Origin of the sequence: Agrococcus baldri (genome assembly GCA_900114805.1) — a bacterium.
GTDB lineage: Bacteria > Actinomycetota > Actinomycetes > Actinomycetales > Microbacteriaceae > Agrococcus > Agrococcus baldri.
This window is the reverse complement of record FOZN01000004.1, coordinates 315,245-329,245: the sequence shown is the minus strand read 5'-3', so window position 1 is coordinate 329,245 and position 14,001 is coordinate 315,245. Positions and strand designations below refer to the sequence as shown.

Below are 14,001 nucleotides of genomic sequence, written 5' to 3'. Positions count from 1 at the left end.
TGCGCGGGCGCGCCCCGCGCATCCGCCTGGCAGGATGGAACCGTTCGTGCCGATCCCACCCAGGCGGCGCGATGACGAAAGCGAGTATCGAGTGACGATGAGAAGAGCGAAGATCGTCGCGACGTGGGGGCCGGCCCTTGCCGGCTACGAGAACACGAAGGCCGCACTCGTGGCCGGCGTGAACGTCGCGCGCATGAACCTCAGCCATGGAGACCGCAGTGTGCACGAGGAGGTGTACGCGAACATCCGCCGCGCCTCCGACGAGCTGAAGCAGCCGGTCGGCATCCTGGTCGACCTGCAGGGGCCGAAGATCCGGCTCGGCAAGATCCCGGGCGGGCCGTTCGAGCTCGCCCAGGGCGACGCCTTCACGATCACCACCGACGAGATCGAGGGCGACGGCCAGCGCGCCGGCACCACCTTCAAGGGGCTGCCGGCCGACGTGAAGGTCGGCGACCCGCTGCTGATCGACGACGGCCGCATCGCGCTGCGCGCCACCTCGGTGACCGAGACGGATGTCGTGACCGAGGTGGTCGTCGGCGGTCCCGTCTCGTCGAACAAGGGCATCAACCTGCCCGGCGTCGCCGTCAACGTGCCGGCGCTGAGCGAGAAGGACGAGTCCGACCTGCGCTGGGCGCTGAACCTGGGCGCCGACATCATCGCGCTCTCGTTCGTGCGCGACGCATCCGACATCACCCGCGTGCACGAGATCATGGCCGAGGAGGGGCGCAAGCTGCCCGTCGTGGCCAAGATCGAGAAGCCGCAGGCGGTGCAGAACCTGGCCGACATCATCGACGCGTTCGACGCGATCATGGTCGCCCGCGGCGACCTGGGCGTCGAGCTGCCGCTCGAGCAGGTGCCGCTGGTGCAGAAGCGCGCGATCGAGATGGCGCGCCGCTGGGCGAAGCCGGTGATCGTCGCCACGCAGGTGCTCGAGTCGATGATCGAGAACCCCCGCCCCACGCGCGCCGAGGCGAGCGACTGCGCCAACGCCATCCTCGACGGCGCGGATGCGGTGATGCTCTCGGGCGAGACGAGCGTCGGCAAGCACGCCATCACCACCATCGAGACCATGGCGCGCATCGTCGTGGCGGCGGAGGAGCAGGGCCTCGGCCGCATCCCGCCACTGGGCACCAAGCCGCGCACCCAGGGCGGCGCCATGACGCTCGCCGCGCTCGAGGTGGCCGAGTTCGTAGAGGCGAAGGGGATCGTCGTGTTCACCGAGTCCGGCGACTCGGCGCGGCGCATGTCACGGCTGCGGCCGGCGATCCCGATGTTCGGCTTCACGCCCGACCCCGAGGTCGAGTGCCGCATGCAGATGATCTGGGGCATGAACACGCACCTGGTCGACCGCGTCATGCACACGGACGACATGATCGCCCAGGTCGACGACATCCTGATCGGCAAGAAGATGGCGACGATCGGCGACAAGGTCGTGGTGATCTCGGGCATGCCGCCCGGCATCTCGGGCTCGACGAACGACCTGCGCGTGCATCGCGTCGGCGACGTGCACGAGGAGGCCGCGCCGGCCTACCACGGCAAGCGCCGCATCGAGGTCGTCCACTCGGCGCCGCACCCCACCGAGGGGTAGCCCGCCTGCAGGACCGCGAACGGCCCGCACCTTTGACGAGGGGCGGGCCGTTCTGCTGTGCCGGTGGTGGGACTCGAACCCACAATCCTTGCGGAAGCGCAGTTTGAGTGCGCCGCGTATGCCAATTCCGCCACACCGGCTCGTCGGGGGCGCAGGGGCGTCCTCCCGACGAACACTAGGCTAGTGGTCATGACCGACGACCTCTTCGCCGAGCCGCAGCTCGACACGGCTGACGCCCCGCAGCCCACCACCGCACGCACCGTCCTCGTGGCCGAGGACGAGTCGCTGATCCGCCTCGACATCGTCGAGACGCTGCAGGCAGCCGGCTTCGAGGTCGTCGGCGAGGCCGGCGACGGCGAGCGCGCGGTCGAGCTGGCGACCGAGCTGAAGCCCGACCTGATCGTCATGGACGTGAAGATGCCGAAGATGGACGGCATCACGGCGGCCGAGAAGATCGGTGCCGCGAAGCTCGCACCGGTCGTGCTGCTGACCGCCTTCAGCCAGAAGGAGCTCGTCGAGCGCGCCAGTGAGGCGGGCGCGCTCGCCTACGTGGTGAAGCCGTTCACGCAGAACGACCTGCTGCCCGCGATCGAGATCGCGCTGGCCCGCTGGGATCAGATCCGCGCGCTCGAGTCGGAGGTCACCGACCTCGCCGACCGCTTCGAGACCCGCAAGCTCGTCGACCGTGCCAAGGGTCTGCTGAACCAGCGCATGGGCCTGGCCGAGCCGGAGGCGTTCCGCTGGATCCAGAAGGCCTCGATGGACCGCCGCCTCACGATGGCGGAGGTCGCGCAGGCCGTCATCGAGCAGCTCGGCACCTCCAAGAAGTAGCCCGGGCAAGACTGGCCACTTCCCCGCATGAGTGGCCACTTCCCCGCATGAGTGGCCGCTTCCGCGCTCGAGTGGCCAGTTCCTCGAATGAGTGGCCGCTTCCGCGCTCGAGTGGCCAGTTCCTCGAATGAGTGGCCGCTTCCGCGCTCGAGCGGTCAGTTCCTCGAACGACTGGCCGCTTCCGCCCTCGAGTGGCCAGTGTCCACGTGCGTGACCCGTTCTCCACAGCGAGAACCTCGAGCCGCGCCCGGTTGCGCACGACTCGCGCATGATGCGCGGCATGGATTCTCCGCACGGCTTCACCCTCCGCGCCGCGCTCGAGCGCGGGTACAGCGACGCCGAGCTCAGGTCGATGGCCTTCACCACCCCGGCACGTGGCGCCCGCATCACTGCGGCGATCGGCGACGAAGCACGAGCACTCTTCGAGGCGGTCCGCGTGCTCGCCGCCGACGACCAGTTCTTCTCCCATTCGACTGCGGCGCGCATCCACGGCATGCCTCTGCCGATTCGGCTCGAACGCGAAGGACGCGTGCATCTCGCGTCGCCGTCAGGGCGTGCACGCATGCGGCGCCCGGGCGTCGTCGGTCACCGCATCCGCGCCGAGGTCGCCATCGTCGATGGCATGCGTGTCGAGTCGCGGGCCGACACGTTCGTGCATCTCGCGGGCATGCTGACGATCGAGGAGCTCGTCGCCGTGGGCGATTGGCTGGTATCGCCGACAAGGGTGGAACCGCTGACGGTCGAGGAGCTGACGGAGGCGGTGCGTCGCTTCGGCAAGGCACGCGGGCTCAATCACGCGCGGCGGGCGCTGATGCTGATACGCGTCGGGGCCGAGTCGCCGCGGGAGACGCTGGTGCGACTGCTCGTCGTCGGCGCCCTTCCTGAGCCGGTCCTGCAGCACAGGGTCTTCGATGCGTCGGGCACCTTCATCGCTCGCCTCGACCTGAGCTGGCCGCGACTCAAGCTCGGTGTCGAGTACGACGGCGAGCACCATGCGGAGCCCGAGCAGCGTGCGCGGGACCAAGAGCGATTGCAACGGCTGCGTGCGCTCGGGTGGCACATCGTCACCGTCACGAAGCATGATCTGGAGGACGGCGGGCGGCGCAAGCTCGCCGAGATTGAGGCTGCACACCGGCGCTGCTCCAACTGGACGGCCGCTTGAGTCGAACGGTTGGAGCCGCTCGCCACCGACGTGGCCGGCGACCAGCGGAACTGACCGGTCATGCGGGGATTGGCCAGTCGCGCGGGGGATTGGCCACTCACGCGGAGGATTGGCCAGTCGCGCGGGGGGTTGGCCAGTCGCGCGGGGGGTTGGCCAGTCGCGCGGGGGATTGGCCAGTCGCGCGGGGGATTGGCCAGTCACGCGGGGGATTGGCCAGTCACGCGGGGAAGTGGCCAGCCATGCGGGGAAGTGGCCAGCCATGCGGGGAAGTGGCCAGTCACGCGGAGGATTGGCCAGTCGCGCGGGGGATTGGCCAGTCACGCAGGGAAGTGGCCAGTCACGCGGGGAAGTGGCCAGCCATGCGGAGTGGGGAGTCGAGTGCGGGATGGGCGTGCGGCTCAGCGGGACTTGATGAAGTTCGTGATGCGCAGGGTCGAGGCGCGCTTGCCCTCGTCGTCGGTGCAGACCACCTCGTGCACGGTCATGGAGCGGCCCAGGTGCACCGCACGGCATTCCGCGGTGACCCAGCCGGACGTGATCGAGCGCGTGTGGGTGGCGTTGATGTCGGTGCCGACCGCGTAGCGCTCCTCGCCGGCGTGGATGTTGGCGCTGATCGAGCCGAGCGTCTCGGCGATCACGCAATAGGCGCCGCCGTGCACGAAGCCGACCGGCTGCAGGTTGCCCTCCGCGGGCATCCGCGCGATCGAGTGCTCGGCCGAGAGCTTGAGGAACTCGATGCCCATCCGCTGGGCCAGCTGCCCGCCGGGCATGCCGTGACGGCGCTCCAGCAGCGCCTTGGTCGCGTCGTCGGGCTCGGCGCCGGCCGGGTCGGTGGGCAGGGTCATCGGGGCTCCGCTCGAAGTGGGTCGAGGCGGTCGCCCCGGCCGCCGCACTGCGGCTCGCGACAGCCGTGTCGGCCGCCCGGGATAGGGTGACTGCCGTGTCGGACACGAAGCCTACCCTCATGGTCATCGACGGGCATTCGCTCGCATTCCGGGCGTTCTTCGCGCTCCCGCTGGAGAATTTCGTCAACTCCGAGGGGCAGCACACCAATGCCATCCACGGGTTCCTGTCGATGCTCCTGAAGCTGCTGCAGGATCACAAGCCCACGCACCTGGCGGTCGCGTTCGACATCTCCCGCTTCTCCTTCCGCACCCGCGAGTACCCCGAGTACAAGGGCACGCGCGATGAGACGCCGAAGGAGTTCAAGGGCCAGATCCCGCTGCTCGAGGAGGCGCTGCACGCGATGGGCGTGCGCACCATCTCGAAGGAGGACTACGAGGCCGACGACATCCTCGCGACGCTCTCGGTCGAGGGGCCGAAGGCCGGCATGGACGTCTTCGTGGTCTCCGGCGACCGCGACACCATCCAGCTCGTCAACGAGCAGGTCACGCTGCTGTACCCGGCCGTGCGCGGCGTCTCCGAGCTGAAGCACTACACGCCGGAGGCTGTGCGAGAGCGCTACGGCATCGAGCCCGAGCAGTACCCCGAGATCGCGGCGCTGGTCGGCGAGACGAGCGACAACCTGGTCGGCATCGACAAGGTGGGCGAGAAGACCGCCGTCAAGTGGATCAAGGAGTACGGCACCGTCGCCAACCTGCTCGAGCACGCCGACGAGATCAAGGGCGTCGTGGGCAACAACCTGCGCGAGCAGCGTGAGCGCGCCGAGCGCAACCGCCGGCTGAACAAGCTGCTCACCGACGTCGAGCTGGGTGTGACGCCCACCGAGCTGGAGCGCGGCAAGGTCGACGAGGCTGCGCTGCGCGAGGTCTTCCAGCGCCTGCAGTTCCGCACCCTGCTCGAGCGGGTGCTCAAGCAGGAGGGCAGCGGCGAGGCGGCCGTCGCGCTCGAGCCCGAGGTGCACGCGCCGGCGGTGCAGAAGCTCGTCGACGAGGAGCTCGACCTCTGGCTCTCGCGCGCCAGCGGCACCGTCGCCGTCTCGATCGCGCCAGACGGCCTCGGCGGCATCGCCGGCTTCGGCGTCGCGACCGAGGGCGCGAGCGCGTACGTGCCGTACAAGGCCGGCACAGGCGACTACGACGGATTCGTCGACTGGCTCGCGTCGGACGCCCCGAAGGCGCTCCACGACGTCAAGCTCGCGATCAAGACCCTCGACAAGGCGGGTCTGACGCTCGGCGGCGCGGCTCACGACACGCGCGTCGCCGCGTGGCTCGCGACGCCCACGGCGCCGCCGAAGACGTTCGAGCTCGACTGGCAGACCGAGGCGCTGTTGGGCGCCCCGCTGCCGGCGCCCGACCCGAACCAGCTGGTGCCGGAGATCGCGCCGGAGGAGCTCGGCACCGTCTCCTGGCTGACGGGTGAGCTCGCCCGCCTGCAGCGGCCGCGACTCGACGAGGGCACGCTCGGCGTGCTCGACGAGATCGAGCTGCCGCTCATGCCCGTGCTGTGCCGCATGGAGCGCCAGGGTGTCGCCATGGACCGCGACGTGCTGCAGCGCATCCACGACACCATGCGCGAGCAGGCCGCGGGTCACGCGGAGGCCGCCTTCGCGGAGATCGGGCACGAGGTCAACCTCGGCAGCCCGAAGCAGCTGCAGACGGTGCTCTTCGACGAGCTCGACATGCCGAAGACGCGCGCCACCAAGACCGGCTACTCGACCGATGCGCAAGCGCTCGCCGACCTGCAGGAGACGAATCCGCATCCGTTCCTCGGCCTGCTGCTGCAGCACCGCGAGACGACGAAGCTCGCGCAGATCATCGAGACGCTGCTGAAGGCGATCCAGGACGACGGGCGCATCCGCACCCGCTACGACCAGACCGGCTCGGCATCCGGCCGCCTCTCCTCGAACGACCCGAACCTGCAGAACATCCCGGTGCGCACCGAGGTGAGCCGCGAGATCCGGTCCGCGTTCGTGCACGGGCCGGAGTTCGAGACCATGCTGACCGCCGACTACTCGCAGATCGAGATGCGCATCATGGCGCACCTCTCCGGCGACGAGGGCCTCATCGAGGCGTTCCTCTCGGGCGAGGACCTGCACCGCTTCGTCGGCAGCCGCATCTTCGGCGTCGAGCCGGCAGAGGTCACCGCGCTGCAGCGGGTGAAGGTCAAGGCCATGAGCTACGGCCTCGCCTACGGGCTGAGCGCCTTCGGCCTCTCGAAGCAGCTGCGCATCACGCAGGCCGAGGCGAAGCAGCTCATGCTCGACTACTTCCAGCGCTTCGGCGGCATCCGCGACTACCTGCGCGGCGTCGTCATGCAGGCGAAGGACGACGGCTACACGACCACGATCTTCGGCCGCCGGCGCCCGTTCCCCGACCTCACGTCCTCGAACCGCGTGCTGCGCGAGAACGCGGAGCGGCAGGCGCTCAACTCGCCCATCCAGGGCTCGGCCGCCGACATCATCAAGCGCGCCATGATCGCGATCGACCGCCGCATCGCCGACGAGGGGCTCGGCTCGCGCATGCTGCTGCAGGTGCACGACGAGCTCGTCTTCGAGGTGGCGACGGGGGAGCGCGAGGCGCTCGAGGCGATCGTGCGCGCCGAGATGGGCGGCGCCGCCGACCTGTCGGTGCCGCTCGAGGTGCAGGTGGGCGTCGGCCCGAACTGGGACGCCGCCGCGCACTGATCACCGACCGCCGGCGCGAGGCATGCGCCGGAGCGCGGTCCCGACCATCCCGCTCAGCAGCAGGCCAGCGATGAGCACCAGTGCCGACGACACGCCGACGACGGCCCCGGTCAGCATTGCGGCGGCGGGATGCGGGTGCCGCGCGCCACCCCCGCCGGCAGCTGCCGTGCGCGGAGGCGCGCTGGCCTCGTCGCGCATGTCGGCCTCCTCGTCCGGAGCCCTCGACACGGGTCGTCGCCCGCGGTCGCAGTGTCCTCCCGGTCGTGGCGCCGAGCAAGCACGCATCGCGCGATCCCATAGCCTGGAGGCGTGACGACAGATGCACTGAAGTTCGGCCTGTTCATCCCGCAGGGCTGGCGCCTCGACCTGGTCGGCGTCGACCCCGCGGACCAGTGGCAGCGGATGCTGTCGGTCGCCCAAGCTGCGGATGCCGGCGCGTGGGACTCGGTGTGGGTCTACGACCACTTCCACACCACCCCGCAGCCCACACAGGAGGCCACCCACGAGGCGTGGTCGCTGATGGCCGCGCTGGCCGCCTCCACCGATCGCGTGCGGCTCGGCCAGATGTGCACCTGCATGGGCTACCGCAACCCCGCCTACCTCGCGAAGGTGGCCGCGACGGTCGACGTGATCTCTAGCGGCCGGCTCGAGTTCGGCATCGGCGCCGGCTGGTACGAGCACGAGTGGCGCGCCTACGGCTACGGCTTCCCGGGCGTGGGCGATCGCATCTCGGCGCTGCGCGACGGGGTGCAGATCATCCAGCGCCTGTGGGCCGAGGGGGAGGCCTCGATCGAGTCGGAGACCTTCACGGTCGACGGCGCCATCTGCCGCCCGCAGCCGCTGCAGGCCGGCCGTGACGGCAAGCCGCGCATCCCCACCTGGATCGCCGGCGGCGGCGAGAAGCGCACGCTGCGCTACGCGGCGAAGTGGGCCGACGCCACGAACTTCGGCGGCAGCCCCGAGCAGTTCGCCCGCAAGCGCGACATCCTGCACGCCCACCTCGAGCGCGAGGGCCGCGACCCGGCGGAGGTGCGGCTGACGTCCAACCTGAACATCGTCGTGCGCGAGACCGAGGCCGACGCGCAGCGCGTCGTCGGCGAGGTCAATGCACGAGCGGATGCGGCGCTGCCGGCCGAGCACGCCGGCACCGGATTCTCCACCAAGGGAGCCGTCGTCGGCACGCCGCAGATGGTGCTCGACCACGTCGGTGCCCTCCGCGAGGCGGGACTCGGCACACTCATCGCCTACATGCCGGAGCTCGCCTACGACCGGACCGGGATGGAGCTGTACGAGCGCGAGGTCATGCCCGCGTTGGTCTGAGCAGTGGAGCGCATGGCCGTAGGCTTGGCGCCATGACAGCTGAGAACGTCGGCGCATCGTCGCGCCCGCAGACCGACATCGACCGCATCGCCGAGGACTACGTCCACCGGGCCGCCGCGATGAACCCCGAGATCAACGTGTGGACCGGCCTCGAGGGGGACAAGTCCGGCTACGGCGACTACTCGCCCGCCGGGCGCGAAGCCATGGCAGGGCTCGCCCGCGACGTGCTGGCGAAGCTCGACGCCGCGCAGCCGGCCGACGACATCGACTGGGTCACCAAGACCGATCTGGCCCGCGAGCTGCAGCTCGAGCTCGACATCGACGCCGCCGGCTGGGGCGACCGCGACCTGAACAACCTCGCCAGCCCGGCCTCCAGCATCCGCGACATCTTCGACCTCATGCCGACCGCCGGCGAGCAGGACTGGGACGACATCGCGCAGCGCATGCGCAACGTGCCCGCGGCGATCGACGGCTACATCGCGTCGCTGCGCGCTGGCATCGCCAGCGGCAACACGCCCGCGGCCCGGCAGATCGACAACGTGCTCGAGCAGCTGAGCGACTACGCGCCCGGTGCCGGCTTCTTCCACACCTTCGCCGCCGGCGCCAAGGCCGGCGAGACCGAGCTGCCCGAGTCGCTCAGGCGCGACCTGGCCGCCGCCGCCGTGGAGGCCACCGACGCCCACCAGCGCTTCGCGGGCTTCCTGCGTGACGAGCTGGCCGCATCCGCCAACCCCGTCGACGCCGTCGGCCGGGAGTTCTACTCGCTCATGTCGCGCCGATTCCTGGGCGCCGAGGTGGACCTCGACGAGACCTACGCCTGGGGCATCGAGGAGCTCGACCGCATGCGCACCGAGCAGGAGGCGATCGCGAACGAGATCAAGCCCGGCGCGAGCGTGCAGGAGGCGATCGCTTTCCTCGACGGCGACGAGAGCCGCAAGCTGCACGGCACCGACGCGCTCAAGGCCTGGATGCAGCGCACGAGCGACCAGGCGATCGAGGAGCTCGGCAGGACCCACTTCGACATCGCAGAGCCCATCAAGGCGCTCGAGTGCATGATCGCGCCCACCGAGACCGGCGGCATCTACTACACCGGCCCCTCGGACGACTTCTCGCGGCCGGGCCGCATGTGGTGGTCGGTGCCGAAGGGCATCACCGAGTTCGACACCTGGCGCGAGCTCACCACCGTCTACCACGAGGGCGTACCCGGCCACCACCTGCAGATCGCGCAGCAGACCTACAACCGCGGCGAGCTCAACCTGTGGCGCCGCGCGTTCGCCGGCACCTCCGGCCACGCCGAGGGCTGGGCGCTCTACGCCGAGCGCCTGATGCAGTCGCTGGGCTACCTCGACGACCCGGCCGACCGCCTCGGCATGCTGGACGGGCAGCGCATGCGCGCAGCGCGCGTGGTGCTCGACATCGGCGTGCACCTGGGCAAGCCCCGGCTGGACGGCACGGGGGAGTGGGACTTCGACTACGCGTTCGAGTTCATGAAGCAGAACGTGAACATGAACGAGCCGTTCGTGCGCTTCGAGGTGAACCGCTACTTCGGCTGGCCCGGCCAGGCGCCGTCGTACAAGATCGGCCAGCGCATCTTCGAGCAGATCCGCGACGAGGCCGCGGAGGCCGAGGGCGACGCGTTCGACCTGAAGCGCTTCCACACCCGCGTGCTGAACATCGGCGGCGTCGGACTCGACACGCTGCGCCAGGCGGTGCTCCGGGGCTGAGCGGTTGTTCGCGTCCCGCGCCCCGTGTAGGCTTGACCGGTCACGCGTGTGACGAACCAACCCATCCGAATCGCTGGATGCGCATCCGCATGCCTTCCGGCCTGACGTCCCCCATCAAAGGCAACTTGAACTCTATGACCACTGCAACGACCACGGCTCCGAAGCAGGTCGCTGTGAACGACATCGGCTCGGCCGATGACTTCATGGCCGCCGTTGAGAAGACCCTGAAGTTCTTCAATGACGGCGACCTCATCGAGGGCACCGTCGTCAAGATCGACCGCGATGAGGTCCTTCTCGACGTCGGCTACAAGACCGAGGGCGTCATCCCCTCGCGCGAGCTCTCCATCAAGCACGACGTCGACCCCACCGAGGTCGTCGAGGTCGGCGACACCGTCGAGGCGCTCGTCCTCCAGAAGGAGGACAAGGAGGGTCGTCTGATCCTCTCCAAGAAGCGTGCGCAGTACGAGCGCGCCTGGGGCGATGTCGAGCGCATCAAGGAGGACGACGGCGTCGTCACCGGCACGGTCATCGAGGTCGTCAAGGGCGGTCTCATCGTCGACATCGGCCTGCGCGGCTTCCTGCCTGCGTCGCTCATCGAGCTGCGCCGCGTCCGCGACCTCACGCCGTACCTCGGCCAGGAGATCGAGGCGAAGATCCTCGAGCTCGACAAGAACCGCAACAACGTCGTGCTCTCGCGCCGCGCCCTCCTCGAGGAGACGCAGTCGGCTTCGCGCGGCGCCTTCCTGCAGTCGCTGCAGAAGGGCCAGGTCCGCAAGGGCGTCGTCTCGTCGATCGTCAACTTCGGCGCGTTCGTCGACCTCGGCGGCGTCGACGGCCTCGTGCACGTCTCCGAGCTCTCGTGGAAGCACATCGAGCACGCCTCGGAGGTCGTCGAGGTCGGCCAGGAGGTCACCGTCGAGATCCTCACCGTCGAGCTCGACCGCGAGCGCGTCTCGCTGTCGCTCAAGGCGACGCAGGAGGACCCGTGGCAGATCTTCGCCCGCACCCACGCCATCGGCCAGGTCGCACCGGGCAAGGTCACGAAGCTCGTCACCTTCGGCGCCTTCGTGCGCGTCGCGGATGGCATCGAGGGCCTCGTGCACATCTCGGAGCTCTCCTCGCAGCACGTCGAGACCGCTGACCAGGTGGTCTCGGTCGGCGACGAGGTCTTCGTGAAGATCATCGACATCGACCTCGAGCGTCGCCGCATCTCGCTCTCGCTGAAGCAGGCGAACGAGGGCGTCGACCCCGAGGGTGCCGACTTCGACCCGGCGCTCTACGGCATGCTCGCCGAGTACGACGAGCAGGGCAACTACAAGTTCCCGGAGGGCTTCGACCCCGAGACGAACGAGTGGAAGGAAGGCTTCGACGCGCAGCGCGAGGCCTGGGAGGCCGAGTACACCGCAGCGCAGTCGCGATGGGAGGCGCACAAGGCGCAGGTCGCGGCTGCCCGCGACGCCGACGTGCTCTCGAAGGACGTGCCCGCTGGCGCATCGTCCTTCGGCGGCGCATCGGAGGAGTCGGGCTCCGGCGTCGGCACGCTCGCCGACGACGAGGCGCTCGCCGCACTCCGCGAGAAGCTCACAGGCTCGAGCGAGTAAGCAGCACCCCTACGACAGCGGGTCGCACCCTCCGGGGTGCGGCCCGCTTCGTCGTCGTCGCCCTCGAGCCGTGCGAGGATCGGAGCATGCCCGCTGACGATGCGATCACCCATGCCCTCGACTACGCCGACCGCTGGCTGGCCTACCGCCGCTGGCGGCTGCGCATCCCCGGCGTGCAGGTGGCGGTGCGCGTCGGCGGCGAGCTGGTGCTCGACACCGCATACGGGGTGGCGGATGCGTCCACGGGCGAGGCGCTGTCGGCTCGGCACCGCTTCCGCATCGCCTCGCACTCCAAGTCGCTCGCCGCGCTGGCGGCGATGCGGCTGGTGGACGAGGGCCGACTGCAGCTGGACGACGAGGCGCAGCTGCACGTCCCGGCGCTGGCGGGCACGGACGCCGGCGCGATGCTGGTCCGGGAGCTGCTCTCCCACGGCGCAGGCGCGGTGCGCGACGGCGACGACGTCGCCTTCTGGCACCTGCAGAACGACTTCCCGGACGCCGACGGGCTGCTCGCGATCGCGCGGTCCGGTACCTCGCGCATCCCCGCTTCGACCGAGTTCAAGTACTCGAACATCGGCTTCGGCCTGCTGGGCCTGATCATCGAGGCGGTGAGCGGCAGCGGCTATGCCCAGGCGCTGCAGCAGCTCGTCGCCCGGCCGCTGGGGCTCGAGGGGCTGACAGCGGATCTCGCAGCGGACGATGCGGAGCGGCTCGTCACCGGCCACTCCGGCCTGCACTCCAGCGATGAGCGCGAAGTGCTCGGGAGTCCGGTCGCAGGCGCCCTGGCAGCCGCGACCGGCGCTGTGGCGAGCGCTGCCACGCTCAGCGACGCGCTCCGCTCCGTGGCCGATGCGGATGATCGGCTGCTGAGCGCCGCCACCCGCCGCCGCATGCGGCAGCGGCAGTGGACGACCGCCGGCCGCGACGGCGGTGCCACCGGCTACGGCCTCGGCCTCATGCTGCGCGAGGTGGACGGCCGCGAGTGGGCCGGGCACGGCGGTGCCTGGACGGGGCAGGCCACCAGGACGCTCGTGGACGCCCGACGCGATGTGGTCGTCAGCGTGTTCACGAACGCGATCGACGGGCCGGCGGAGGAGCTGGCGGTGGGCGTTGCCCGCATCGTGAGCACGGCGCTCGAGGCGGCGACGGATGCGCCGAGCGCCGATGAGCTCGATCGGCTGCGGTCGTTCGAGGGTTCGTTCGCGAGCATCTGGGGCAGGGTCGATGTGGCGGAGCTGGGCGGACGCCTGCTCGCCATCTCGCCCACGGCTCCCGACCCGCTGCAGGCGGTGGACGTGCTCGAGCCGCAGGACGACGATCGGGTGCGCATCACTGCCGCCACCGGGATGGGGTCCGGGCACGAGTTCGCCGAGGCCCAGCGGGACGCGAGCGGCCGGGTCGTGCGGTGGCGCGGCGCGATGCACCTGGAGGCGGTCGCGGCCGTGCCCGCGGAGTCCGGCGCGTCGGAAGGCTGAGCGCGGCGCCGGTCAGCCCGGTCATCGGTTCGGTGTCAGCCGTTCGGTGTGTCGTCGTCCTGTGCGATGCGCGCGGTGGCGGGCCGGAGGTCGGCGTTCCTGCGCTTCCTTGCGTTCCGCCAGATCGACCAGCTCAGCAGGCCGAGCAGCAGCAGGCCCAGCAGCACCAGCACGGGGGCCACGATGGCCAGCAGCGACATGCCGATCGCGCCGACGTCCTCGATCGTCGAGATCACCGGCGCCGCGGCCCCGGCCGTGGCGATGTTCGCCGCCGGGCGCATGGCGGTCTTCCCGGCGTGCACCGTCAGCGCGATGACGGCGCCGACGACGATCGGCACCCACTGGTTGGAGGTGAAGAACTCCGCCGGGTCGGTGACCGCGACCGTCGACGCGGTGGAGGAGGAGCCGAAGACCAGGCCACCGGCGGTCGGGCGCACGATCGTCTGGATGACGTCGTTGACGCTGTCGACCGCAGGGATCTTGTCGGCCACGAGCTCGACGACCAGCAGCACGGCGAGGATGCCGAGCACCCACCAGTTCGAGATCCACGCCCAGCCGTCCGGCAGCGCCATCGCGCCGGGGAAGAACCGGTTCGCGAGGCCGACCGCGAGCATCGGGATGTACGCGTTCATGCCGGCCGCGGCCGCGAGACCTGACCCGGTCAGGAACTCGAGCATGGTCACTCCCTCTCGCGCGACGGTGGGCGCCGCATGC

11 protein-coding genes and 1 tRNA gene are annotated in these 14,001 nt (G+C 70.2%); 8 read left to right on the top strand and 4 right to left on the bottom strand.

Features of this window, described 5'->3' with window-relative positions; all coding sequences use genetic code 11:
- Positions 1-97 precede the first annotated feature (97 nt).
- A complete protein-coding gene (gene pyk, locus BM288_RS13230; protein WP_092919529.1) occupies positions 98-1,588 on the top strand; it encodes a pyruvate kinase in 1,491 nt (496 codons plus the stop codon).
- Between the two features lie 58 nt (positions 1,589-1,646).
- Here pyk and BM288_RS13225 read toward each other — a convergent pair.
- Positions 1,647-1,728, bottom strand: a tRNA-Leu gene (locus BM288_RS13225).
- A 49-nt stretch (positions 1,729-1,777) separates the two neighbouring features.
- Here BM288_RS13225 and BM288_RS13220 point away from each other — a divergent pair.
- On the top strand, positions 1,778-2,419 hold the full coding sequence (locus BM288_RS13220) for an ANTAR domain-containing response regulator (protein WP_092919527.1): 642 nt from the start codon (positions 1,778-1,780) through the stop codon (positions 2,417-2,419).
- A 268-nt stretch (positions 2,420-2,687) separates the two neighbouring features.
- Positions 2,688-3,581 carry an endonuclease domain-containing protein gene (locus BM288_RS13215; RefSeq protein ID WP_143103111.1) on the top strand — a complete coding sequence of 298 codons (894 nt, stop codon included), beginning with the start codon at positions 2,688-2,690 and terminating at the stop codon, positions 3,579-3,581.
- Between the two features lie 398 nt (positions 3,582-3,979).
- Here the strand turns inward: BM288_RS13215 and BM288_RS13210 are convergent, their stop codons facing one another.
- Positions 3,980-4,426 carry a PaaI family thioesterase gene (locus BM288_RS13210; RefSeq protein WP_092919523.1) on the bottom strand — a complete coding sequence of 149 codons (447 nt, stop codon included), beginning with the start codon at positions 4,424-4,426 and terminating at the stop codon, positions 3,980-3,982.
- Between the two features lie 119 nt (positions 4,427-4,545).
- Between BM288_RS13210 and polA the strand changes: the two genes are divergently transcribed.
- Positions 4,546-7,167: a DNA polymerase I gene (gene polA, locus BM288_RS13205; protein WP_177220402.1), complete on the top strand. Its 2,622-nt coding sequence runs from the start codon at positions 4,546-4,548 to the stop codon at positions 7,165-7,167.
- Here the strand turns inward: polA and BM288_RS13200 are convergent, their stop codons facing one another.
- Positions 7,168-7,365, bottom strand: a complete 198-nt coding sequence (locus tag BM288_RS13200) for a hypothetical protein (RefSeq protein ID WP_092919519.1) — start codon at positions 7,363-7,365, stop codon at positions 7,168-7,170. It lies immediately after the preceding gene.
- 111 nt (positions 7,366-7,476) lie between these two features.
- On the opposite strand from BM288_RS13200, the gene BM288_RS13195 reads away from it, so the two are divergent.
- The 4 genes from BM288_RS13195 to BM288_RS13180 all read left to right on the top strand — a co-directional run bounded on the left by BM288_RS13195 (position 7,477) and on the right by BM288_RS13180 (position 13,287).
- Positions 7,477-8,487: an LLM class F420-dependent oxidoreductase gene (locus BM288_RS13195; RefSeq protein WP_318255579.1), complete on the top strand. Its 1,011-nt coding sequence runs from the start codon at positions 7,477-7,479 to the stop codon at positions 8,485-8,487.
- A gap of 32 nt (positions 8,488-8,519) precedes the next feature.
- A complete protein-coding gene (locus BM288_RS13190) occupies positions 8,520-10,211 on the top strand; it encodes a DUF885 domain-containing protein (protein WP_092919517.1) in 1,692 nt (563 codons plus the stop codon).
- Between the two features lie 134 nt (positions 10,212-10,345).
- On the top strand, positions 10,346-11,812 hold the full coding sequence (gene rpsA / locus BM288_RS13185) for a 30S ribosomal protein S1 (RefSeq protein WP_092919515.1): 1,467 nt from the start codon (positions 10,346-10,348) through the stop codon (positions 11,810-11,812).
- A gap of 86 nt (positions 11,813-11,898) precedes the next feature.
- Positions 11,899-13,287 (top strand): serine hydrolase domain-containing protein, encoded by a 1,389-nt coding sequence (locus tag BM288_RS13180; protein WP_092919513.1) that lies wholly within the window; start codon positions 11,899-11,901, stop codon positions 13,285-13,287.
- 35 nt (positions 13,288-13,322) lie between these two features.
- Here BM288_RS13180 and BM288_RS13175 read toward each other — a convergent pair whose 3' ends face one another.
- Positions 13,323-13,964, bottom strand: a complete 642-nt coding sequence (locus BM288_RS13175) for a DUF4126 domain-containing protein (RefSeq protein ID WP_092919511.1) — start codon at positions 13,962-13,964, stop codon at positions 13,323-13,325.
- Between the last annotated feature and the right edge of the window lie 37 nt (positions 13,965-14,001).